General features: G+C 33.3%; 15 protein-coding genes and 3 pseudogenes. 3 read left to right on the forward strand and 15 right to left on the reverse strand.

Going from position 1 to position 24,199, the window contains the following annotated elements; all coding sequences use genetic code 11:
• Positions 1-7 precede the first annotated feature (7 nt).
• The 4 genes from HMPREF3023_RS04845 to HMPREF3023_RS04860 form a co-directional block, all read right to left on the reverse strand.
• Positions 8-3,364, reverse strand: a complete 3,357-nt coding sequence (locus HMPREF3023_RS04845) for a DEAD/DEAH box helicase family protein (protein ID WP_070701285.1) — start codon at positions 3,362-3,364, stop codon at positions 8-10.
• Between the two features lie 14 nt (positions 3,365-3,378).
• The gene (locus tag HMPREF3023_RS04850) at positions 3,379-4,530 is read right to left on the reverse strand and encodes a restriction endonuclease subunit S (protein WP_070701287.1); all 1,152 of its coding nucleotides are present in this window, start codon (positions 4,528-4,530) and stop codon (positions 3,379-3,381) included.
• Positions 4,530-5,999 (reverse strand): type I restriction-modification system subunit M, encoded by a 1,470-nt coding sequence (locus HMPREF3023_RS04855; protein WP_070701289.1) that lies wholly within the window; start codon positions 5,997-5,999, stop codon positions 4,530-4,532. The genes HMPREF3023_RS04850 and HMPREF3023_RS04855 overlap by 1 nt, the downstream gene beginning before the upstream one ends.
• Before the next feature lie 172 nt (positions 6,000-6,171).
• Positions 6,172-6,912, reverse strand: a complete 741-nt coding sequence (locus tag HMPREF3023_RS04860) for an AAA family ATPase (protein WP_070701291.1) — start codon at positions 6,910-6,912, stop codon at positions 6,172-6,174.
• 111 nt (positions 6,913-7,023) lie between these two features.
• Between HMPREF3023_RS04860 and HMPREF3023_RS04865 the strand changes: the two genes are divergently transcribed.
• Positions 7,024-8,490: a helicase HerA-like domain-containing protein gene (locus tag HMPREF3023_RS04865; protein WP_070701293.1), complete on the forward strand. Its 1,467-nt coding sequence runs from the start codon at positions 7,024-7,026 to the stop codon at positions 8,488-8,490.
• Between the two features lie 55 nt (positions 8,491-8,545).
• On the opposite strand, the gene HMPREF3023_RS04870 is transcribed toward HMPREF3023_RS04865, so the two are convergent.
• The 6 genes from HMPREF3023_RS04870 to HMPREF3023_RS04895 all read right to left on the reverse strand — a co-directional run bounded on the left by HMPREF3023_RS04870 (position 8,546) and on the right by HMPREF3023_RS04895 (position 17,817).
• The gene (locus HMPREF3023_RS04870; RefSeq protein ID WP_070701295.1) at positions 8,546-9,796 is read right to left on the reverse strand and encodes a YkvI family membrane protein; all 1,251 of its coding nucleotides are present in this window, start codon (positions 9,794-9,796) and stop codon (positions 8,546-8,548) included.
• A 229-nt stretch (positions 9,797-10,025) separates the two neighbouring features.
• The gene (locus tag HMPREF3023_RS04875; RefSeq protein ID WP_070701297.1) at positions 10,026-11,951 is read right to left on the reverse strand and encodes a vWA domain-containing protein; all 1,926 of its coding nucleotides are present in this window, start codon (positions 11,949-11,951) and stop codon (positions 10,026-10,028) included.
• 14 nt (positions 11,952-11,965) lie between these two features.
• Positions 11,966-13,171 (reverse strand): hypothetical protein, encoded by a 1,206-nt coding sequence (locus tag HMPREF3023_RS04880; protein WP_070701299.1) that lies wholly within the window; start codon positions 13,169-13,171, stop codon positions 11,966-11,968.
• On the reverse strand, positions 13,168-15,246 hold the full coding sequence (locus HMPREF3023_RS04885; protein WP_070701301.1) for a P-loop NTPase family protein: 2,079 nt from the start codon (positions 15,244-15,246) through the stop codon (positions 13,168-13,170). Before HMPREF3023_RS04885 ends, HMPREF3023_RS04880 begins: the two co-directional genes overlap by 4 nt.
• Before the next feature lie 87 nt (positions 15,247-15,333).
• Positions 15,334-17,127, reverse strand: a complete 1,794-nt coding sequence (locus HMPREF3023_RS04890) for an oleate hydratase (RefSeq protein ID WP_070701303.1) — start codon at positions 17,125-17,127, stop codon at positions 15,334-15,336.
• Between the two features lie 99 nt (positions 17,128-17,226).
• Positions 17,227-17,817 carry a TetR/AcrR family transcriptional regulator gene (locus HMPREF3023_RS04895; protein WP_070701305.1) on the reverse strand — a complete coding sequence of 197 codons (591 nt, stop codon included), beginning with the start codon at positions 17,815-17,817 and terminating at the stop codon, positions 17,227-17,229.
• Between the two features lie 150 nt (positions 17,818-17,967).
• Between HMPREF3023_RS04895 and HMPREF3023_RS04900 the strand changes: the two genes are divergently transcribed.
• Both HMPREF3023_RS04900 and HMPREF3023_RS04905 read left to right on the forward strand, forming a co-directional pair.
• On the forward strand, positions 17,968-18,975 hold the full coding sequence (locus tag HMPREF3023_RS04900) for a potassium channel family protein (protein ID WP_070701307.1): 1,008 nt from the start codon (positions 17,968-17,970) through the stop codon (positions 18,973-18,975).
• 56 nt (positions 18,976-19,031) lie between these two features.
• On the forward strand, positions 19,032-19,943 hold the full coding sequence (locus tag HMPREF3023_RS04905; RefSeq protein ID WP_083315516.1) for a DMT family transporter: 912 nt from the start codon (positions 19,032-19,034) through the stop codon (positions 19,941-19,943).
• Between the two features lie 326 nt (positions 19,944-20,269).
• Here the strand turns inward: HMPREF3023_RS04905 and HMPREF3023_RS04910 are convergent, their stop codons facing one another.
• From HMPREF3023_RS04910 to HMPREF3023_RS04925, 5 genes and pseudogenes are all read right to left on the reverse strand, one after another.
• Complete coding sequence (locus tag HMPREF3023_RS04910; RefSeq protein ID WP_246829183.1) at positions 20,270-20,593, reverse strand: DUF5301 domain-containing protein; 324 nt, start codon at positions 20,591-20,593, stop codon at positions 20,270-20,272.
• A gap of 317 nt (positions 20,594-20,910) precedes the next feature.
• Positions 20,911-21,213 (reverse strand): annotated as a pseudogene (locus tag HMPREF3023_RS04915) (ABC transporter permease); the annotation flags it as partial.
• Between the two features lie 154 nt (positions 21,214-21,367).
• Positions 21,368-23,227: a group II intron reverse transcriptase/maturase gene (ltrA, locus tag HMPREF3023_RS04920; protein WP_070701309.1), complete on the reverse strand. Its 1,860-nt coding sequence runs from the start codon at positions 23,225-23,227 to the stop codon at positions 21,368-21,370.
• Between the two features lie 725 nt (positions 23,228-23,952).
• Positions 23,953-24,081, reverse strand: a pseudogene (locus HMPREF3023_RS09210) (Maff2 family mobile element protein); the annotation flags it as partial.
• Position 24,082: 1 nt separating this feature from the next.
• A pseudogene (locus HMPREF3023_RS04925) lies at positions 24,083-24,199 on the reverse strand (single-stranded DNA-binding protein); the annotation flags it as partial.

The following is a 24,199-nucleotide window of genomic DNA, read 5'->3' on the forward strand; positions in this document are numbered from 1 at the left end:
AAATAATTTATGCAACTTCTGAATTGTAATTTATTTCCCTTATAATTCCAAGGATGGAGTTTAAATCATTCCTATTATCCTCAAAAATCTTGCTAATTGAGCCAAGACTCTTAAAGGGTTCATTTTGAAAATCTCTTGGGTCCAAGTAACCATTCTTCATTATATATTCCATAACAGTTGATAAAAACTTTGATTGAATATAATTTAATTTTGTGGACTTGTGAAAGTCTGCAAAAGCTTTTCTCACTGCTTCCTCATCAAGACCATTAATCTTTCTGATGAGTTTTAGAATCTTCATGTCACCAAATTCTTTTTCATAGTCTTCCCTAGTTCCCAAGTCCTCCCAAAGAATTTTTTCAAGACTAGAGATATCATCATGACTCAAGATTTCATTCCTATAAATTTTCTGCAAGACCTCATCGTCCTTGACAGAAATCTTTATATAGTTTTCCACCTTCTCCCTATAAGATGATAGGTCATTGGCGAAAAACTCAGTCCCATGTTCCTCGACAGAAATTATTGTGTCTTCAAAGTCCACATAGTATTTGGATTTAGGACCACCCTCAATTAATGGAACTAGATTCCTAATTCGCATCCTCATATCTTCAAGTTTTAAAAAGTCTATGTCCTTCCAGAAGTCTTCACCTGCAACATCAGTAATAAAATCTTTCTCATCAAAGACTGCAGGGATATTGCCATGCTTCATAATGTCATTGCAAGTATCTCTTATAAGTCTTATTAAGGACTTACTTGTTCCACCTTCAAGTATTGCAAGAGCAAGACTCAATACACTTAAATCAAACCTTTGAATCATCTCATGGTCCTTTGGCGGAATAATTATTGGTGCGACCTCATCTTCTAATTGAAGAATATCTTGATTGTTTAAGTTCGTCCAAGCTTCCATCTTCTTAAATTTACTAACGACCTCAATCCTCTTCCTCACCCTAAAGGAGTTTGTATCCAAGGCCCTTATCTCATTAATAAGTTCGTTTACATATTCATTCCTTATCTTCTTATAAGAATTCTCTTGATATTTTAAATTTTGGAGAGCCATAACAATCCTTACTTTACTTGCAAAGATTCTCTCTGAAAGAGACTTAACAAGAGGTGGATTAACTGTTGGACTTCCATCAGTAAACCTCTTGAAGTTTCCACCATAATCAAAAATCAAGAAGTCCTTCTTATCAAGTCCAGGACCAAACAAGTCATTGCAGAGTCTTGTTCCCCTACCAATCATCTGCATAAACATGATTCTTGAGAACAAGTCCTTAAAGAAAACTAAGTTCACAACTTCTGGCACATCTATACCAGTGTCAAGCATGTTGACAGAGATGGCAATTTGCGGAAGCTTATCCTTTACTGAGAACCTGTCAATTAGGTCTTGGGCATAAGTCACTGTATGAGTTATTACTTGGGCATATTCTGGTCCCTTTTCAGGATACAAGATGTCGAACCTTTCCTTTATTAGTTCAGCGTGCAATTGATTTTTGGCAAAGACAATAGTCTTTCCTATCTCATTTCCCGATGAATTTTTAATTCCCCTCTCCATCAAGTCATTGATTACAATGTCAACAGTTGAAATACTGTAGACCCATCTGTTAACATCAGATCCAGAAATATCTATGCCCTCTGACTCAGGTCCAAATATTTGATTGAATCTCTCCTTCTCTTCAGGTGGCAAATCATCATAATCAATGCCATCACTAGGAAACTCTAAAACAGTTTCAATCCTATTATAAGGAACTAAGTACCCATCTCTAACAGCTTCCTCATATTCATAAGCGTAAGTCGGATCATTGTCCTCCAAGTGAAAAATCTCATAAGTATTCCTGTCAATGTCATCTCTTGGAGTAGCAGTCAGACCAAGTACCTTGGAATCAAAATATTCAAAGACATCCTTGTACCTTTGATAGATTGACCTGTGGGCCTCGTCAATAATAATTAAATCAAAATGTCCAACAGTAAAGAGCCTGTCGCCCTTGTCATCAAGAACATTGTCAATGGAGTTAATCATTGTTTGGTAAGTAGAAAAAATCATCCTACTAGACCTTATGTCCTTGCTGTTTTTCTTGGCCTCAGTTAGGTTTGCAAGACTTAAATCAGGCAAGAGTGAGTTGAAATTTCTCATTGCTTGCTTAACTAGGGCAGTCCTGTCAGCCAAGAACAAGATATTTGTAACTGAATTGGCCTTAGTGAGAATATCTACAATAGAGATTGCAGTCCTAGTCTTACCAGTTCCCGTTGCCATAACAAGAAGAGCCGACCTACGATTATTTCTAAAGGCTTCAATGCTGGCATCAACTGCGTCTCTTTGGTAATACCTGTTTGTAATATCATCATTAATAGAATAACTTGCAAGAGACTTCTTCAAGTGTCTTCGGTCCATCAACCTTTGAAGGTCATCTTGACTGTAAAAACCAGACACAAGCCTTTGACTCTCGTCATCAGTAAACCAAGTTACAAAACCGTTGGAATTAAAGTAGAAGGGCCTTCTCCCGTATTTCTTCTCCAAGCACTCTGCGTAGAGGAGGGCCTGGTGGGCTCCAGCCTTTGGATCAACTGAAGTCTTCTTTGCCTCAACAAGAGCAAGAGGCAGACCGTCCTCTCCATAGAGGACATAATCAACATAACCCTTGCCAGAAGTGTTTGGCATTCCATCTATCTCAACTTCAAAGATGACGTTCTTGTTGATTTGCCAGCCAGCAAGTTCAAGGTCCACGTCAATAAATTCCTTGCGAGTGAGGGCCTCTGTCCTTGGGTCAATCCTATATATGATGTCAGAATTATTTTGATTTTTATTTTTGTTCTCTACTAATTTCTCTTGAAGATCATCAGGAGTTTCTTGACGTTGGTCCACAAGGGCCTTGTCAACTTTCTCTTCCCTCTTTCGATTAAGGTCTTCAGTCTCTGATTTCTTAATCTTTTCCCTTACACTGTCAAGGCTTGGAATAAGTCCTTCATCATAAGTCCTTTCAACATAAGAATCTCCATAGCAGTAGTCAATCCAGTCAACAAAGGCAAAGAGGTTCCTGAGAGAAGCAACAGCCTTTTGCTTGTCTATCTTCTTATTGGTGTGGGTTGCAAGATTGCCCAGCTTAATGATATAGAGAATTAACTCATCAAGGCCTGGGTCTATGATATCTATAAAGTCCTTGTGTCTTGTAAGGGAAGACAAATTGTCCCTGTAGGGCAGGCTAAGATCAGTGTCAACCTTGTAGACCCACTTGACTGCAAGCTCAAGGGCACGTCTTGTGGCAGAAGCAGCGTTTATTGTAGATATAATAAGAGACTTCTCGGCATCAACGCAAGCTTCTGCGAAGTCCCCGTAGTCTTTGTTATTTAATAAGAAATCAAAATTGCCCACGTCTACCTCCCTTCTCAGTCCTTAAATAAATTTCCAGAAAAAGCATCCTGCATAAGAGCGTCAAATAGATCTCCAAGTTCTTTTAAAGATGAATTCAGCTTTTTCTTTTCTTCTTCTATTTTTATTACATAGTCAGCAAATTTATTTTGTAGTTCAATTGGTGGGTTGAATATTTTAAAGTTTTTAAGTATTTTTAAGCTTAAATTTTTTTGATTGCCACCTTGGCTAAGACCTCGTAATTCTTCATATTTCGTCTTTAACAAATAAAATATGAAAGTCATGTTAGATATCTTGTTAGGAATTAGTGCAGCAACAGCTTGATTCGTAGTAGATTCAAATTTCAGAATTCCTACTTGACCACGCGTCTTTCCTTGTCCATACATTGCTATTAAAACAGTATCTTCTGGATAAATTTCTAAACTTGAATTTTTATAACCTTCTTGAGAAATATACTCCTCTGTATTGAAAATGAAATTATTGTTTACTTGATTAGACTTTATCCATGGTATATCATTTTTATTCCAATATTCATTATTTTTTCTTGATGGAGTTGAGCCACTTTTTAGTTCAAATAAGTCCCCAAGATTTACAGATTTAGTATTATACTTTTTAAACATTTCAAAAAATAAACTTTCAATTAAATCATCATAAGATTGAATTTGTTCTTTTCTTATCTCAATTAATTTTTCTATTTGTTTTAAAGTATTTACAACTTCATTCTGCTTTAACTTGTTTATTGATGGTATTTTTAAATTTTTGAGTATTGTTAAATTAATGTTGTTTTGGGCTACTCCTCTGCTTTCTTTTTTTATTTTTTCTTTTATTGATAACAGATAGTAGTAAATGTATTCGACATTATAAGAGTCATTTGTAATATTTATTCCTGCTATAGCTTGGTTCGTTGTTGCAGGTATTTTTAAAATTGCAGCCTCTCCAATCGTTGCAAAAATTGTATAAAGTATTGTTCCCTCAACAAACATTTTAGCTGACGAGTTGTTTAATCCGTCATCAGTAATAAATTCTTCTGACTTATTTACATATTTTTCTTTTAAATCAGAAATTTTTATCCATGGAATATTCCCATTTTTCCAATAAGATAAATTTGACCTTCTTGGAGTTCCCCCTGAATTAATATCAGCTATGTCGCCTAGTTTAACCCATTCCATTACATATCACCAAGCATCTTCTTTAAGTCTTCAAGCCCATCCTGGATCTCTCTTTCCAGGGACTCTATCTTCTCTATAATAACTTGAGGTGGGTCGTATTCCACTTCTTCATATTCTATTTCCTTGTACTTGTTGATGGAAAGGTCGTAGTCATTTTCTGCTATCTCTTCCTTATCAACCATAAATGACTTGCCTGTGCGAGGCTTGTCCTCTTGGTCACTTAAGTTTATGAAAGCCTCAATTATATCTGGTATGTCGTTCTCTTCTATTGGCGTCCTGTTGTCGTTAAGTGAATAGCCGTCTGCCTCCATGTCGTAGAACCAAACTTTTTTTGTGTTACCAACCTTATTGGTCTTGACGAAAATCAAAACTGCAGTAGAAACTCCTGCATAGGGTTTGAATACTCCACTTGGCATGGAGATAACTCCCCTTAAGTCATTGTTTTCCACCAATTCCTTTCGGAGGTCCTTGTGGGCTTTTGATGAACCAAAGAGAACACCGTCAGGAACAATTACTGCTGCCCTTCCTCCAGACCTTAGCATATTTAAAATTAATTCTACAAAAAGAAGCTCAGTCTTCTTTGTCTTGATATTAGCCAAGAGGTCATTGGCAACTGATTCATAATCAAGAGACCCCTTGAAGGGTGGGTTGGCAAGTATAAGGGAATACTTTGCCCTGTCCTTGTTGTCTTCTGAAAGAGAATCTTGGTATTTGATTTGGGGATTGTCTACATTGTGAAGCATCATGTTCATGGCAGAAATCCTAAGCATGGTGTTGTCCATGTCATAACCGTAGAACATGTCGTTGTGGAAGTGGTGTGACTTAGCCTGGTCATACATAAAGTCCTTGTCATTGTCACGAAGGTATTCTGATGCCGCCACCAAAAATCCCGAAGTTCCGCAGGCAGGATCACAAATGACGTCTTCTGCATTAGGCTCTACTAATTCAACCATCATCTTGATGATGTGTCTTGGTGTACGGAACTGTCCATTGGTACCTGATGTTTGAAGTTTTGATAATAGGTATTCGTAGATGTCGCCCTTGATGTCGTTGTCTTCTGTGGGAAGTTGGTCTATGGCTGTCACAACTTTTTGTAGGGTTTGTGGCTTATTGATTTGGAAGTTTGCTTCCTTCATGTATCTTGAGAAGGAAGTGTCACCATCTTCTCCCTGCAAGTTTTTTATAAAGGGAAAGATTTCTCCCTGCATGAGTTCAAACATTTCTGTTGCTGACCCAAGATTTTTAAAGACATGCCACCTGTAATTTGGCTTGTCCTTTGGGAAGATTGTCTCAAAGTCTAGGCCCAAAAGATTTGCATCTTCTTCCTTTTGAAGTTGAAGCTGGTCTAGGCCCTTCATAAATAATAAGTATGTAATCTGTTCTATATTTGTAAGTGGATTTGTCGAGCCTTCTGTCCATAAAGTTGTCCAGATTGCGTCCACCTTGTTTCTCAATTCACCTGTTAGCATAGTAACTCCTTTCCTATAATATAATTATATCAAAAATGCCAAAAATTTCTCTCTTGTGGTGGATTTCTTTCTTTTTTTTATGAAGAACTTAATGATTATTTTTTTAATTTATCAAGTCACAAGATTTACTTAGTCTATAAAATTTTAAAAAAAATAACCCGACATAGTCGAGTTATAATTCTTCATCAAATAATAAGTTCATCATTCTTTCAGGGTCATCTAAGAATGCTTTGGTCACACTATAGGAATCTGTTTCTTTATAAGTTGTCCTCTCCAGTCCATTTTCGTTAAACTCGTAGATATCTGCATTGGGATAGGCGAGGATAATTGGAGAGTGACTTGCAATTATAAATTGTGAGTCTTTTTTCACTAGTTCATCTATTACACAGAGGAGAGACATTTGTGATGTTGGTGAAAGTGCTGCCTCAGGTTCGTCTAGAAGATAAAGTCCCTTGGGTCTAAATCTATTTATGATTAAAGACCTAAAGCTCTCGCCGTGGGATTGATCATGAAGTGACTTTCCACCATAAGAGTCATAAAAATTTGCGGGACCAGACACTGCCAATTCTTCAACTTCTGTTGCCACGTTATAAAAGGATTCGGCTCTAAGAAAAAATCCATCCTCTTCTCTCCTTGGTCCCCTGGCTATTTCTAATAAGCTCCCAAGTTCTGAATGAGTTTCTTTTGTTGAAAAGTTAAAATTTTTAGATCCTCCTTCTGGGTTGAGGCCTAGGGCAACAGCTATTGCTTCAAGAAGAGTTGACTTACCGCTCCCATTTTCTCCTACAAAAAAGGTAACTGGCTTCTCTATTTTTAAATCTTGGAAATTTTTTAGTGAAGGAATGTTTCTTAAGTATGAATTTTCTTCAAAGTCTTCAGTTTTTATTTTATAAATTTCTTTTAAGTATTCCATAACATGACCTCTCAATCTTTTAGTTTATTATATCATTTATAAAATCTTATTTTATCAAGTCTTTTCTCTGTTATAATAAAATTATATTATAAAGTTATTGCGGAGGCTCTTATGGATAAAATTTTAATTGGAAAAGGAAAATCTGAAAATTATATATTTTTAAATAAAGTAAATAGGCACGGACTTATTAGTGGTGCAACAGGATCTGGAAAGACTGTTACTTTAAAAGTCTTAACTGAAGGTTTATCTGATGCTGGTGTTCCAAGTATACTTGCTGATGTTAAGGGAGATCTTGTAAATATTTCTAAGGCTGGAGAGATGAATGAAAATCTAGAGTCGAGACTTGATGAACTTGGGATATCTGATTTTGATTTCAAGCCCTACCCTCTTAACCTTTGGGATGTCTATCAAGAAGGAGGAATTCCACTTAGGGTAACTATTTCTGAAATGGGTCCTCTCATGCTTTCAAATATTTTGGACCTCAATGACACTCAAATGGGAGTTTTAAATATAATCTTTAGAGTCGCTGACAGTGAAGGTTTACTCCTAATTGATCTAAAGGACTTAAAGGAAGTTATAAATTATGTAAGTAATAACCGTGAGGAAGTTAGCAAAACTTATGGCAATGTAGCCAGTCAAAGCTTGTCCGCTATTTCAAGAAAGCTTCTCTTACTAGAAGATGCTGGCGGCGGTTTATTTTTTGGCGAGCCTGCAATTGATATTAGTGATTTTATAAAAACTGATTCTAAGGGCAGGGGTCTTGTAAATATTTTAAAGGCGGATAAATTAATTACTAACCCTCTTTTATACTCAATGCTCCTCTTGTATCTTCTTTCAGAGATTTATGAGAACTTCCCAGAAGTTGGTGACTTGGAAAAACCTAAGCTAGTCTTCTTCTTTGACGAAGCTCATTTGCTTTTTAAGAATACTCCTAATGTTTTAAAGGAAAAAATAATTCAAGTTGTAAGGCTTGTTCGCAGTAAGGGGGTTGGTGTCTTTTTTATAACACAAAATCCTTTAGATATTCCGGAAGAAGTATCTTCTCAACTTTCAAACAGAATTATCCATCAGCTAAGGGCATACTCCCCTAAAGAATTAAAAACTATTAAGTCTGTAGCTGATAGCTTTAGACAAGATGAGTCCATGGACTTAAAGGAAGAAATCATTAATTTAAGGACTGGTGAAGCTATTGTCTCCTTCCCAGATGAAGATGGCGCACCAAGTTTTGCTGACAAGGCATTAATTTTACCACCTCATTCTTCTTTTTCAAGTCTAAATGATGTTGAACTAAGGTCTCTCGTAGAATCTTCTTCTCTTTATTCAAAATACAAGACTTCCGTAGACAGAGAGTCTGCTTATGAAATTCTCAAGGAAAGGATTGAAAGAGATAAGATTGATAAAGCTAGAGAAAAAGAGTACGAACTTCGTAAAAAAGAATTGGAAAAAGAGAAAAAAGCTTCTCGTAAGCAAAAATCTTACATCGATAAAGGAATTGATTCCATGATTGGAACTATAACAAGATCTATTGGTCGTGAGATTGCAAGAGGAATCCTTGGTTCCATGAAAAAGAAAAAATAAATTAATTTAAAAGAAAAAGACTGGATGAAGTTTTAAAACCTCTCCAGTCTTCTTTTTATTCATTGTCGTTATTATTTTCATCTTCCAATTCTTCTTCTATTTCTTCTTCAACGGCTTCCTTTATTTTATCGTCGTCAATAATAGATGACTCAGCAAGTTCATTTAACTTTCTTCTATCTTTTTTGCTAAATTCTTCATCATCATCTAATTTTTTTCTTGTTAGCTCTTCCATCTGGTCACGCTTTTTACTTTCTGACTTTATTGAATCTCTCTCCTTATACCAGGCTACAACTAGAATTATAATTAAGGCAGTGCCTAAAAATCCAAGTATAGGATATAGTATTGCCATGAGTTTTTTGAAACCCATAAATGAAAGTCCAAATCCTAATAGGGTGAAAATTACTAGATTTCTTTTGAATTTTTCTTCTGTAAGAGAAAGCCTTCTCGCAGCTGAATAAAATAATGAAATTGCTGTATTAAATATCATTCCAAAGATTACTAATGACATTGCAAGCCCTAAGTATGGATTAATATTGTTTAGTATTATCTGCATAGGTATGTCTGCATCAATTACGTCATTAAGGCCTAAAAATATTGTGATTCCAACTAATCCTGTTAGTATGGCTACAAGACTACCACCTAGCATTCCCCCAACTCTTGCTTGAGATGAGTCTGTCCTAGTACCGCCTAGTACAAAGGCCATAGAAATACTTGAAATCATACAAAGTCCAAAATAGTTTATAGTTGAAAGGGCAACATTAGGTAAAGATGATGGTATTGATTTGCCAAGAGCGTCTAAGGCATTGAAATCTGGGCTAGCATTTATTATTGTATGAAATCCTCCTATTAAAGTGAAGACTAAAATCAGTGGAGTAAAAACTCCAATTACCTTAGTTACCTTTTCGAAGTCCATCATTCCCACTACAATAATTAATATTGTGCAAATTAGTGATCCAACCCAAGGCGCCAATCCAAACTGTTGATTTAAGTTTGAACCAGCTCCTGCTATCATTACAAAGCCCATTAAAAAACAATTTAGAAGCAGAGCAAAATCCATAAACTTTGTTACGAATTTTTCTGAAACTTCTTCTAAAACGTCTATGTGACTTTCAGCTATAAAGTGGCTTCCCAGTTGAAGTATAATGCCACCGACAAAAATGTGAAGTATTCCAATTGCTACTAGGCCAAAAAGACCTGGCTTGCCAAAGGAAATAAAGTACTGCATAATTTCTTGACCACTGGCCAGGCCTGCTCCTGTAAGTACGCCAACATAGGCCAGTATTATGCTTATGGTTTTCTTATTCATTTGTTCTCCTTAATCTTCTTTCAATTTATTAACCCTTATATATTACCACAATGATATTAAATTTCAAATTTACTAGTTTTATGAAGCTTTATATTTCCATGTTTACTTTAAAATTCTCCAAAATAATTAAATGTAAAGTCTCCAAAATAAAGACATACTATTATTTTACGCCATTAAGGAAAAAAATCTCTTGGTTTATAAAAGCCGAGAGATTTTTATAAATTTTAAATTATGAATGAAAAATAGACTTCAAATTTTTTTTGACAACTTTTAAAAGTTCTTCTGTTAATTTGTGGACCTCTTCTCCTAAGATAATTCCGTGAGGATATTTGAAGGAGTCATTCCAAATATAATTAAAGGTTTTACTATCAATCTGTGAGATTTTACCTATTTGAATTGCATAAATTTCTACGTCTTCCTTCACTAATTTTTTCACAATTTTTTTTGTTGCTCCAGGAAAAGTGGAGGCACCATCAGTTATTTCAAAAATTATTTTATATTCCTTTTTAGATTTTATTCTTCTTTTTTGCTCAGGGCTTATATTTTTATAGATTTCTCTAAGACAGGCTCCGTCATCTGTTGTCCCATCACTTGCATCAACTTTGACTATGGAAGAAATTATTTTACTTTTTTCTAAATCATTGGTATCGTCAAAATCCTTAATTTTGTAATGACTTTTCCCAAAGAACCAAGACTCTGTTAAAACTTCAATTTTTTGGTTAGTCTTTCCCGCTTCAATTTGCAAGTACCTATTAAAATCTTGGATAGATAAAAGACTAACTGCTAGAGTTTTTCTAGTTGCTTCGATTTTTTCTTTATTCATTGAACCAGAGTTGTCTATTAGGAATGAAATTTCGACTTTTTCTGGTAATAATTTATTTTGTGACTCTAAGAAATTTTTATCAAAAATTTTAAGATTCTTATAATTTGCCCTTTGCTCTGCCTCAACAAAATCTGGAAAACTATAAATTAAATCATTTACATTGATCTTCCCTTTTGCTTGTCTATTCTTTTCTACATTTATTTCTTTTTTTGCAGATCCAATTAATTTTTTCCAAAACTTACGCATCTCTTCTCTCTGTGTTTTTGTTTTGTTTAGGTAAAAATTATATAGATCAATTTCATCTTCACTTATTCCATAGGACTTTAAATCAGATTCATCAAAGTCATCAAGTGAAGATATATTTTTAGGTTCTTGATTTATAAGTTCTTTTAAACTTTCTTCTACATCTTCCCTACTAGACTCAAGTTTACTTCCTTGAGATTTATCTCGACTTTCTTCAAAGAACTTTTCTCCATCATTTTCGCCATCGCTAGACCTAGTTGTCATGGAATCAATTTCTTCTAACCAAAATTTTTTAAAACTTGGATATATAAAAGCTTTTATTAGAGGATCTCTTTCTACTATTCCTTTATCATCATTTATTTCTTTTATAAGTTCCTTGTTTAAAAATTCATAAATAGATTTAGATAAGACTTTTGAATCAAATTTTTCTAATATTTTAGATTTATAATTTTCATCGTCCTTATAGAGACTATAGAATAAAAAACTCTTGGAAAATCCATGATGGTTTAAATCAGAAAAGATTTCATCCTTATCTTTTGTCTCTTTCATATAATTTAAGATTTTTCCTTTTTCTTCTTCATCTCTGTACTGAGGACAAGATTCAAGAACTCTTAAAAACCTTGTATATTTATCAATTTCAAATAAAAAATCTAAAATTTCTTTTTTTACATACTCTCTCAAGTATTTTTTCTCGATTTTATTGTCTTCTTTTAAAAGCTCATTAACTTTTTTATAAATATAAAAAGTCATTTTGTCTATTTCATTCTTCCAAGCTTTTTCTCTTTCTAAATATAGAATCGCATTTTTCTTCCAATCTGGATAAAGGGCTAATTCATAGTAGATATGCCACAATACTTCACTGTTATCTAGATCTTCTTCAATAAAGACTGATAAGGGTAGATAAAGTACACCTTCCTTGGGTTTAAAGGAGAACTTTTCTAGTTTTTCTAATCCAATGTACCTAAGTCCTGGTTCTCTTGTAAAGGTAGAGAGAGATTGCTTTTGTTTTTCTATAAAACATTTGAGATTTTCTTGGGATTCTTTTTTTAATTTTCTTTCATCTAAGGATTCCTTATTAATTCCAAACATTTATCTCCCTCCCTTTAGAATAATTCTAAATTATATAATTTTTCAATTGAATCCAATTGGTCTATTTTAATATTTAAAAAATTACCATAAATATCAAGACACAAATAGGATGATGAATCTTTTGCCATTACATTTACAATAAAAAGGTCAGGTTTCGTTAGGTCCTTATTTAACTCCCATTCTCCCATTTTTTCTTCAAGAACATATGCAAGTCCGTCTTCACTCAAGAAGATACTAGTTCCATTCTTGCTTTTTATTTCAAAAAGCTTTCCCGCAATTTTTTCACTCTTTAATTTTATAAATTTATTTTTTTTGAAATTAAAGAGAGCAAAGTTTCCATCATTTCCTAAACAAGCACAATATTCTTTTTGAAGATTGAAATTTTCTAAAATCCATAATTTATTAAGAGGTCCCTCAAAGATTTTTATCTTTTCCTTCACGCTAATATGATCTGTTTTGTATTCTCCTTCTAAGAGGAAGCCCTCTCTAGTGCCCATTAAAAATTTTGAGTCTCCTATTCCCACTAAAGAGGATATTTCATCTTCTTCTATGGAAATCTCCTCCTCAATAATAAATTTAAAGTCAGAATAGTCTTCATTAAATTCTAATAGTGTAAGGTCATTTTTCAAAGTCTGTAATAAAAATTTATTATTTCCTAATTTAATCACATTTTCAAATCCCTTAAAATATGTTTTAAATTTATATATCTTTAAGCTATTAATATTCTCAAAAACACTGTCAATATCTTCATAGCTTAAGATATAAATTCCCCCACTTATGGAAAAAGCTAAAATTTTATTATCATTAATTTTTTTCATATAAATAATAAGGTCTTCAATGTTTTTAACAGCTTGACTTAATTCTATTCTTTCAACGCCTTCATCAAGTATCCTAGCAAAATGAAGTTTTTGGTTTATATAGGAAAATAAAAATATGTCTTCATCAATTTTTAAAGAAGATTTTAAATAAGATTCAGGATCAAAAGAACCTTCTAGCTTTATTGAAGTAATTTCAATCTTACTTTTATAGATATTGTCACCATAAGACCTATAATAAGACAGTAGTTCTTTCTCCATTTCCTTTTGTTTTTCTTCGAGCTCCAATAATTCGTCTTCGAAATCATCACTTACTTTCTTGCCTTTTAGTAAACTATTATTTAATTCTTCTCTTAATTTTATTAAGTTTTCTTCAAATTCTTTTGTAGTAATAGAGAACTTCATTTTCCTTCTTTTCCTAAGTCTATTAAATAATCTAATAGAAATTTAGAGTGTTCTAACTTATTTAATCTTTTATTCAAATCTTCATACTCTTCAATAGAAATATTATCTTTATCCTTGATATCATCAATAAAATCTTTAAAATAAGCTGGTAATTTTTCTCTTTTTGGTTGAGGACCAAATAAAATCCTGATCAAGTCAAGATATGATAAGGATTCAGTTTCCCCTCTTGTATATTCATAAGGCCTAGTTCTTATCTCATCATATTCTAAAGTTACTTTTCCAAGATTTTGGTTTCTAATTGTCCATCCTTCAGATTCTTTAAAGAAACCAAATCGCACAGCTTGAGATAGGATATAGGCTTGGTCTTGTGGACTTGTTATGGAACTAATGAATCCATCCCATAAGGCAAGACTCAAGTCTTTTTCTTCTCCAAGATTCCAATTATCTAAAACTCTTAAAATATTTCTAAGTGATAAAACTGATTCTTTAAGTTCAGGAATATCTTCTGATGAGTTTTCACCTTCTTCGGATATTAGTTTTCCCATAAATACTTCTTGTGTCACTCTTGAAAGTTGTGAGAGTCTAAATATTTCTTCTAAGGTCCTTCTAGGAGTTGGAAGATGGAGGTTTCCATTGTTATCTGCAAGTCTCACAAGTAATATTCTAAATAATTCATTTTTCTTATTATCACTTTGATTTTTTAAGGAACCAATAGTATTCTGATTTACATAATTATATTCTATTGTTTGGAAACGAGATTTAAAAGCTGGATTTAGTTCATTTGTACCTTCATAGCTTACAGACTCAGTCGATAGGTTTCCTGTTCCTAGGAGACCAAATCCTTTTTTTATTTTCACTGGACCAATACCTGTAACATAGGCCTTAGATCCAATTTTACTTTGAAGGATGTCATTAAGACCAATTAAGTTTTGCATGGCAATAGTGTTAAGTTCATCTATAATAACGGGTCTTCCATTTTTAACTGCCAACAAAATTTCTCTTTCAATCTTCTTAACTACAGTTCCGTAAGTTGTGTTTCTAGCTATAAAAATATCAGAAATACTATCCCAAAGTTTAGACTTAATAAGGTCTTGTTTTTCAGAGTCTAGATTTTCTAAGTCCTTACCATGGGCTTTAATCCAGCTAAAGTATTGGTCCACAACTTCATCAATTAGTTCCAAATTACTTTCATTGGAAGAAGCTTTCTCAAGAGAAAGTGTCTTTTCTACAAACATATCTTCATAAGTTAGGTTGTAGGATCCAGAAATAAAGTATGGATAGATTGCCTCTACTTCTTCACGATTACCTTCTCTTAAAAGATTTTTATAGTGCTTAAGTTTAACTTTTCTTAGTTCTTTGAATTTTTCGATAGCCTCTTCTTCAGTAGCATTAGTATTTTTTAAAAACCAATTATCTAGATCTTCTTCTAATTCTTTTTGGATAATATTTCCTATTGTAAACTCAATAGCTGCTTCTCTTGCTATTTGAGTCTTACCACTACCTAGATGACCAATTATATATACAGGGGTGCCTTGCTTTAAAGAACTTATAATTCTTTTCTTTGCATCAAGCACATACTTAACCTCTACAAGACCCTTGTTGTAACCAGTTTTAATATCTTTCATTAGTTGTCTATGATAATAAAATTCCCAGGCATCAGGTGATGAGTTTATAATCTCTTTTAATTTTCTCTCATATTCTTTTATTTTATTTATCCTGTATCTAGTGGCTAGTGTGCTTCCGAAAAAATTACTATTATATAATTCCTTATTCTTATTTCTCTCCAACTCCAAGAAAAACTTTTCATATTCAATTAAGTTTTCAAGTTCTTCTATTATTTTTCTTTGTTTATTTCTCTCTTCTTTTAAAAAATCTTGGTATTTCTTTATTAAGTGATTTTCCTGTCTAATACGATCTGATTTTTCTTCATATTTTCTAAAGTTTTTAAAAAATTCTCCTGATTCTACTTTAGAAAATTTTTCTTCAGTCTCATCTTCTCTTAAGACATCTTCGTATAATCTTTGTATTTCTTCTAAAGTAGGTATAGCTTGCTTATCCAAGTTGTTATTCTTCATGAGAATCCTCCCTAATATTCAAGTTAAAAAAAGGGCGATTTTTAAACCGCCCCAAGTTTTTAACTTTTTATAATCTATTATTAATAATTAGATTATATTAAATTCTTTTAACATTTCTTCTATATCTGTACCCTTAATAAGTTTTGCAACTTTCATTTTTTGTAATGGTGAAAGTGGAAGATGTGGCTTTTCGCCATCTGATAATGCAACCATTCCGTTTAGAAGGTATCTTAAATCATATCTTGATGCGAATACTTCTGGTACAGCTTTTTCTACTCCGCAAAGTACATAAACTGCTTCCATTGCTGTTCTTCCTGAGTATTCTGTTGTGAATACTGTATCTCTTCCTGGATCATCAAGAGTTTCTGCAAATTGTCCTAAGAAAGCAAAGTTAACTCCACCCTTTGGAACTACGTAAGGTCTGTCGCCTGATTTTCTTGGCATAAATTGAGATGTGATATAAGGCATCATGACAGGTACTGCTGTACATGTTTCAGCAAGTGCATCAATTTCATTTACAGGAACACCAATGTGGTATAACCATTCTTTTGTAATTTCCTTACCAGTACAATCTCTCATTTTCTTCTTGATGTAGTCACCTTCAACATCTGTGAATAGACCATAAACCCATACAGCAACATCATTTTCAGGTTGTTCTGGATATTGGCCTTGTCTATTAATTGTCCAAGACATTAACCAGCTTGAATCAACACAAGTTACAATACCACCTGTTACAGTTTTTCCACCATAAGGGCTTCTCTTTGTAATTTTTTCAATATATTTTGGAACTGATTCATCGTGACAAGTTACTGTACAAGATTCCCAGTTACTCTTTTCTACATCTGAGCAGAATACCTCAGGGTTACCAAAGTCATCAGATTTTTTAGCGATGTTTTTCCACATTTCCCAGCAACCAGTTTGTTCGTCACTAAGTTCTGCTGGTGTGTTGTCATCACCATAACTTGAGTTTTCTGTCATAGATCCGTTAGTTATAAATAAAAGATCATTTTCTGTTAAGTCAATAGACTTGTCATTTCCATCTTTATCTTCAGCTATGATTTTTGTTGCTACTTTTCTATTTTCTGAAATATCAAAGTCAACATCAGTTACCTTAATATTATATTGGAATTTACATCCGTGATTTTCAAGGTATTTAACCATTGGTTTTACAATTGAATTGTATTGGTCATATCTTGTAAATCTAAGGGCAGATAAATTTGTAAGTCCTCCAACGTGGTGGATAAAACGATTTAAATATAATTTCATTTCTAGAGCAGAGTGCCAGTTTTCAAAGGCAAACATTGTTCTCCAATAAGTCCAGAAGTCTGAGTTTAAAAGTCCATCTGAGAATATATCTTCTATAGTCTTATCTTCAAGTAGTTCATCTTGAGTCATGCAAAGTTCTGCAATTTCTTTAACTTGATCTTGAGTTAGATTAAATTTACCATCGTCATAACGTTCACCTTGTTTATGAGTGATACGGCAATTACTAAAGTTTGGATCGTCGTAGTTAGTGTAGAAATAAGAATCAAGAATACTCATTTCTGGGTCTTCTAAACTTGGGATTGAACTCCAAATATCCCATAGGCATTCGAAGTGAGCTCCAGTTTCTCTACCGCCACGAGCAACATATCCTCTAGTATCCATGTAGTCACCGTCAAGTGAACCACCAGGGATATCTAATTGTTCTAAGAAAGTAATTTTTTTACCTTCCATGTGAGCATCTCTAATTAAGAAACAAGCTGCAGTAAGTGCTGCAATTCCTGTTCCTACTAGGTAAGCTGATTTTTTTTCAATACCAGCTGGCTTTCTAGCCTTTACTAATCTTTGAAAATCTCCATTAGTAAGTTGTAATCTTTTATCATGAGTCTTTAGTTCCATAACATCCTCCTTCATTAATTCTTTATTATTTCTTCTATCTTTATTAAAACATTGTTCTGATAAAGTATCATCTCCCAAAAGAGGATTCTTGGGTTATTTTTACTCAATTTCAAAATTTTGGGTAAGTTTTTCTAAATTTTCACTTCGCTTTAAGGCCTCTAATATATTTCCGTCCATTAATTCTCCCAACCTGCGCGTAACTATCTTAGGATCTGTCTTCATATCAGTTGCCACCCACTGGATGAGTGATGAGCTAAGGGCACATTGGTAAAAAAATGCAATAAGTTTTATGTCAATTTCTTGAGCATTGGTATCTTTAGCAACTCTTTCAACATACTTTTTCATAATCTCTCCAGATAAGGAGAATATATATTTTTCTAATTCAATTTTATAATCAGATTCATACATATGCTTTACAACTTTTTTATTTTCTAAGATAAATTTTGTAGCAGAGATAAAACTCTCTTCCCAAGATAGGGTTTCATTAAATTCTTCAATTACATCTTCAAGTTCTTCATCAAAAATTTCTTTAACAAGTTGTGGTAAATTTTCATAATGATAATAAAAAGTTTTTCTTTCTATTTTGCATTGTTTTGCTATCTCAGTCACAGTGATATTATGTAAACTCTTTTTATTCAAAAGTTTTATAAATTCTTGCTTTATTAGATTTTTTGTATAATTTTTCGCCATAAAAGGACCCCTTTCCAATTAACTCATATATTATATAGTTTCCCATTTTATTAATTATTAAAATAGATAATTTATAATACAAATATAAGTACTTATTATTCTAGTCTTTTATATAAAATTATAATATAATCTCAATTATAGGAGAAGCTTATGGACGAAAAGAGAAAACTTAAATTTATAGGATATGCATTTTCCCTCTTGCTTATTATAGGCACCTTGGGATATAAAATTTTATTGGATGTAGATCTTGTTGATGCCTTATATATGACAGTTATAACTGTGTCTACCGTTGGCTTCGGTGAAGTTGGTACAACAAATAACGCTTCAGAAATATTTTCAGTTCTAATGATATTTTTAGGTGTAGGTATTGTTGGTTATGCATTTACAACTGTTGTTGCCATGTTTGTGGAAGGTAAGGTTTCTGATTTATGGAAGGGAAATAAGATGGATAGAAAAATTTCTTCTCTAAATGATCACTATATAATATGTGGATCAGGAGAGCTTGCAGAAGTAATAATAAAAAAATTTATATCTGAAAATTTAGATTTTGTAGTAATTACAGATAATCGTGAAGACCTAAACGATTACAGTCACCACAATATTTTAGTTGTAGAAGGACAATCAACAGAAGAAAGTGTATTGCTTCATGCAGGAGTTGAAAAGGCTAAAGGACTTTTAGCAGTTTTAGATACAGAAGTTGATAATATTGTTACAGTCCTAACGGCTAGAAACTTAAACGATAAAATATATATAATAGCAAATTCAATTACAAAATCAGGAAATGAAAAATTATTAAAAGTTGGTGCTAATAAAACTCTTTCTGCTGTGGAAATATCTGGAAATAGGATGGCTTCTTTAATGATAAGTCCTAATATAATTTCTTTTCTTGATGTAGTTACAAGAATGGGAGACGTGGAACTTGACCTTGAAGAGGTTATAGTAAAGAGGGGTTCTTATCTGGAAAATAAAACATTAATGGAAGCAGAAATTCCAAGAAAAACAGGTCTAACTGTTCTCGCTATAAAAAAGATTGAAGATGAGAAAATGCTCTTTAACCCTCCAATAGACTATACCTTTAAAATTGGAGACGTTCTTATAATCCTTGGAAGAGAAGAGCAAATTGATAAACTTAAAAATTTAGGAGATGAAATGAAATAAGTTTTAACTTATTTCTTAAAACAAAATTATATAAGAAATATAAGGAGGAAATTTTATTGGAGAAGAATAATACCATGAGAGGTTTGTTCTTTGCATCATTTGGTGCAATGAGCTGGGGTATATCAGGCGTATGCAGTCAATATCTTTTTATGAACTATGAACTAGATTCAGCTTGGTTAACAGCTATTCGAATGCTTCTATCAGGTATAGTTCTTTTAATTATATCTGCTATTAAGAATAAAGAAGGAAAAAATAATATTCTAAAAATTTGGACTCAACCAAAGGACCTTTCGTGGCTTCTTGCCTTTGCAATCCTTGGACTTTTAATGTGTCAGTACACCTTTGTAAGCGCTATAAAATATTCTGACTCTGCAACAGCAACAGTATTACAAAGTCTTAACGTGGTCATAATGATTGTATTTATGTCCATAGTTACAAAAACCAAAATGAGAGATTCACAAGTAATCGCAGTTTTTCTTGCAGTTTTTGGAACCTATTTAATCTCAACTGGTGGAAATCCTAGAAATATGACTATATCTCCTGCAGGACTTATATTTGGACTTCTATCTGCAGTTGGAGTTATAACATACACACTTTTTTCTCGACCAATCATTTCTAAATGGGGCAATATACTTGTAACTGGTTGGGGAATGTTAATAGGTGGCCTAGTCATATCTATAATAACTAAAGCTTGGATCATACCTGAGGATCTTGACTTCACAGCTTGGTTAATGATTGCAGTAATAATTATAGTTGGTACAGCTGTGGGCTTTTCTGCCTTTCTTGAAGGAGTTAAACACATTGGACCAGTTAAGGCAACCCTAATAGGATGTCTAGAACCAGCTTCCGCTACCCTACTTGCCTCAATATTTTTAGGTATGAGATTCACTCTAGTAGAATTAGCAGGATTTTTCTGTATATTGTTAACTGTCTACCTGTCAGTAAAAGATAAATCTAAAATGAACTAAAGATTCATAGCTTTAAATAAATTTTTATAAGAAAATTGTATTTGAAGATAAAAAACACCTATTTTTTGTAGGTGTTTTTTTGAACATTTTATTTTTTTACAAGAAGAACCACCGATTCTGAGTGGCTTGAGTTGTCAGTATGGATAAAATCAGAGATCTTGAGAAGGCTTGGTGTGTTGGAATAGGTCAAGGTGATAAGTTCGATAAACTCGGATGGTTGAATCTCATTATTTAATCAAATTACTACTGATTCTATCAAATGTTTCTTCTCTTAACTTCCAAATACCTGCATATGGCTGTTCAACATAACGACTGTTTTTGTCTTTCTATAAATACGCAATGCTTAGACTTTCTTCTGCATTTTTATAATGAAATTTAACGATAATATAATCCTTTATATTTGTGGGTTGATCATTAACACTTTCCTTACCGGTATCATTGGTGTTTTCCTTAATATCTTCAATTATGCCGGATATTTCTTCTTTATTCTCAATTTTCAAAATTTCTTCTGAAGTGTTTTTCATAATTTCAATTTCTTTTATTTCTTCGGCTTTTGGTAGAACTATTTTTTTATTACTGCCATTACTGCCACATGCAGTTAATGACAAAATAGTTATTAAAACGAATACTATTCCAATATATTTTTTCATGATTTTCATCTCCATTTTCGTTTTATTGTAATGCTATCTCAGTACAATTATTTTCTTTTTTAAGTCTAATTTACCCAATTTCTTTTGAAAGAATAGCTATTGCTTCCACGTGGCTTGGGTGTTAGTGTGGATAAGGTTTAATATTTCTCAAAAACCTCATATGTGGAAATATATTAATCAATAAGCATCTTATAATTATAATATCATTTTAGAACTAAAAAAACAGCCATACATAATGCTCATTGAAAGAGAAACTGGTTTAGAATTCTTTAAATTACATGGTAAAGGCTATGAGTTTAATGCTCACAGCCTTTTACTTATATACTCTTAAAAGTATTATCTGAGTTTTCGTTTATTGTTTTAAGACCACTTTTTATTGATACTAAAACTCCTGTAATCATAAATACAAATACTACTATTAGAGGGATATAATTTATATTTGCTATAAGACCTTTTATCGCAAATTCTAGTTCATAGTTGCTCCTGTAGGCTCTAAGTGCAATTCCCATAATGAACATAAAGATATAGGCTAAGAAAATATTTTTAAACAATATTTTTCCTTCTCCAAAGACCATCTTTTCCATTTGTTTTCCTGTCATACCTGTAGTGGATAGGAGTTTACCAGATAGTGATAGGTAATCCTTTGATGTTATCTCCGGATTTTCCCCCACTTCACACCGTGCATGCGACTTTCACCGCACACGGCGTTCCATCACAAGAAAGATTTTCACGTTTTAACTAAGACTTACACACTTCGTAACAAATTATTTTTTTCTAAATTAGTGGCAATCCTGCCATTTTTCTAAGCTTATTACATTTCTCGATCTGCTTGACCGTTAAGCCAAGCTCTTTTATATATTTTTGGATTGTATCTTCTTTTGTTGCATGGATAAGTATATGAACTGCTTCTGTAACAAGAATTAAGTTGCTATAACTGTCTGTACCGCCTTGTTCAAGCGGTATCTTGTGATGGCAATGTATATCGTTTGGTGTAAGTTTTACACCTGTTACCCCACATCTGCCATATTGAGCTGCAAAGAGCGAGATTCTGTTGTCTGCAAACTCTATACTCTTATCAAGTACAGGATGTCTCATCAACCAAACAAGTGTATCTACATCGATTTGCAGATTTTTATGAATAAAAGCTCTGCCCTTTACAGTGTATTTATTTACAACCTTTTTCTTGTGTTTTGCGTCCTTTGTCCTAATATATCCAACTGGAATTAGCGGATGTCCATTAAGGAAGCGAAGCTGTTTACTTTTTCCATATTTTTCTTTGATAAATCCTTTGTTTAGCGTTCCACTGGTTTTAATATCAAGTCTGTTGTTCATCTGCTTTTTAATGTGAAAGGCTATTTTAGCAAAGTCCAAACTTACATTTGTTGCTATTTGGTAGTAATTATGCAAGCCTGAAACAGTGGCATTATACTTGGCTATTGCTTTGTACTGTTCCTTTTTGTTTGCAGGTCTTTTTATATCCGCAACACATTTAGAAATATTTTCTTGTGCATTTTTCAGTGCCTTATCACTTATATGCGACTGTACAACAAACTTTTTGCCTTTTGGTTTAACCTTAAGCTTAAATCCTAAGAACTCCGAATACCTTTGTTTTAGATTTGTTATTTTAGATTTTTCTTCACTCACATTTAGTTTTAATCGGTCTTGCAACCTTTTTGTAACTGCCTGATAGGTTCTTTTTGCATCGTAGTAATTACGGCAAAATATCTTAAAATCATCAGCATACCTTACAATGTATATTTCTTTTAGGTTGCTTGTTCTTAAAGCTCTGTAAGTATGGCTTTTTATCTCTGTTCCTTGACTGTTCGTTCTCTGTTTATATGGATAATGCGTAGGCATTGTCAGCCATTGAGATGAAACCCACCAATCTAATTCGTTCAAGACTACATTAGATAGTAGCGGTGATAATATTCCGCCTTGTGGTGTTCCCTTTGTTGGTGTAATTACCTTTTTATCGGGCATAACTATGTCTGCTTTAAGCATTTCCTTAATGATACAAAGTAACTTTTTGTCTTGGATTCCTAAATTCCAAAGCTGCCTTATGAGCTTTGCATGATATACGTTATCGAAAAATCCTTGTATATCAATATCGACTACATAGTGTAAGTGCTGTATCTGCATTAGTCTTGCACATTCTGCAATAGCGTGTTCCGTACTCCTGTTAGGTCGAAACCCATAGGAACTGTCATGAAACTTGGCTTCACATATCGGCTCTAATATTTGCAAGATACATTGTTGTACAATTCTATCTACAATAGTTGGTATTCCTAAAGGTCTAATTTTCCCATTAGGCTTTCGCATTTCCGCTCTCTTTACAGGGCGTGGCTTATACCAATGAAACTGTTTTTGTATGAGAGAAATGTATTCTTCTTCATTTAGCCTTGATAGATGTTTTATTGTTCTGCCATCTACCCCAGCCGTATGACTTCCTTTGTTCCCTTTTATACTACGATAGGCAAGTTTAATATTTTCTCTTGAAGTTATCAACTCCATTAAATTTGAAAATACTTTATTATTACCGCTATCTTCATATAAATCATCAAGGACTTTTTGCAAGTCATAGTATTCCGTATAACGGATTTTGTTTTGTTTCAGTGTTTGTTTCGAAGTGGACACAGTCACCATCTCCTTTCGGATTTGATTTTCTTTGTCATACTCGAAGCTGTGTTTGTCTTAATTTCAGTTCTTGTACTTTCCTGTGACTGGTGGCTATCCCTCCACGAACTTATTATTTTCGCTTCATAGGTACTTTGCCACCACTTTCACCGAGATAAAGAATGGTTATATGCTGTTTTTTACAGTCATTTTCCCATTCAACACTTCATTAGCATTAGACTGCTTCCATGCTCTTGGCTTACCACGTTCCGACAATCTTATCTTTGAATACGTTTAGGTTCTTCCTCTAAGCCTGTGTTTAGTTTTCACCATATCGCCTGTAACGATATATGGATTTTCATAACAACCATTCTTACTCATCCACAAACACCCCATCTTTGATGGGAATTGCCGTTAGGCAAATTCAAACGTTTAGACCCTTACATTCGGAAGTACGTCAGTGCTTTGGTATACACATTCTCACCATGCGTATTCGACACCCGACATATAGGTAGCACCGTCCACCTCTGAACAGCTTTCGTGTCTGATGTTAATATCAGTCTTACGGCTACTCTCTGCCGACTTCACCGAGCTTTTGACAATGAAATAGTCTAATTTTCATTGCCAATCGGAGTATCAGTGTAGGCATTTCAGGGCGTTACCCCGTCATTCTACCTATCAGATTGCCAGTTCTCCTAAGTTTTGAACTTTCAGTCCTTCGACTTAGTGCATAAGCTTTTCACTTATGAACGTGTCGCACGGTTATCATTACCATAACCTTCCATCAAGTTGATAACTCCCCATGCTCCTAAACCTGCACCAATTGCAGTTACAATTGTCTTTAAAACTCCAACTCCAGCTGTAAAAAATTCCATATTATTCCTCCTCGTTTTCTTTCTTATTTTCTATTTTGTTTAGTGATTTAACTATAAAATTCTTGTAGACCTTATCTCCTTTTTTGTTTTCTTTGAAATATCCAAAGACATGGATTAG

It is taken from the genome of Peptoniphilus sp. HMSC075B08 (assembly GCF_001815405.1).
Classification (GTDB): Bacteria; Bacillota; Clostridia; order Tissierellales; family Peptoniphilaceae; genus Peptoniphilus_A; species Peptoniphilus_A harei.

What these genes read in the sequence shown, in the direction of transcription:
- HMPREF3023_RS04850 (WP_070701287.1), bottom strand. Translation starts at nt 4,530, where the DNA reads ATGGAATGGGTTAAACTAGGCGACATAGCTGATATTAATTCAGGGGGA.
- HMPREF3023_RS04855 (WP_070701289.1), bottom strand. Translation starts at nt 5,999, where the DNA reads ATGCTAACAGGTGAATTGAGAAACAAGGTGGACGCAATCTGGACAACT.
- HMPREF3023_RS04860 (WP_070701291.1), bottom strand. Translation starts at nt 6,912, where the DNA reads ATGGAATACTTAAAAGAAATTTATAAAATAAAAACTGAAGACTTTGAA.
- HMPREF3023_RS04865 (WP_070701293.1), top strand. Translation starts at nt 7,024, where the DNA reads ATGGATAAAATTTTAATTGGAAAAGGAAAATCTGAAAATTATATATTT.
- HMPREF3023_RS04870 (WP_070701295.1), bottom strand. Translation starts at nt 9,796, where the DNA reads ATGAATAAGAAAACCATAAGCATAATACTGGCCTATGTTGGCGTACTT.
- HMPREF3023_RS04875 (WP_070701297.1), bottom strand. Translation starts at nt 11,951, where the DNA reads ATGTTTGGAATTAATAAGGAATCCTTAGATGAAAGAAAATTAAAAAAA.
- HMPREF3023_RS04880 (WP_070701299.1), bottom strand. Translation starts at nt 13,171, where the DNA reads ATGAAGTTCTCTATTACTACAAAAGAATTTGAAGAAAACTTAATAAAA.
- HMPREF3023_RS04885 (WP_070701301.1), bottom strand. Translation starts at nt 15,246, where the DNA reads ATGAAGAATAACAACTTGGATAAGCAAGCTATACCTACTTTAGAAGAA.
- HMPREF3023_RS04890 (WP_070701303.1), bottom strand. Translation starts at nt 17,127, where the DNA reads ATGGAACTAAAGACTCATGATAAAAGATTACAACTTACTAATGGAGAT.
- HMPREF3023_RS04895 (WP_070701305.1), bottom strand. Translation starts at nt 17,817, where the DNA reads ATGGCGAAAAATTATACAAAAAATCTAATAAAGCAAGAATTTATAAAA.
- HMPREF3023_RS04900 (WP_070701307.1), top strand. Translation starts at nt 17,968, where the DNA reads ATGGACGAAAAGAGAAAACTTAAATTTATAGGATATGCATTTTCCCTC.
- HMPREF3023_RS04910 (WP_246829183.1), bottom strand. Translation starts at nt 20,593, where the DNA reads ATGAAAAAATATATTGGAATAGTATTCGTTTTAATAACTATTTTGTCA.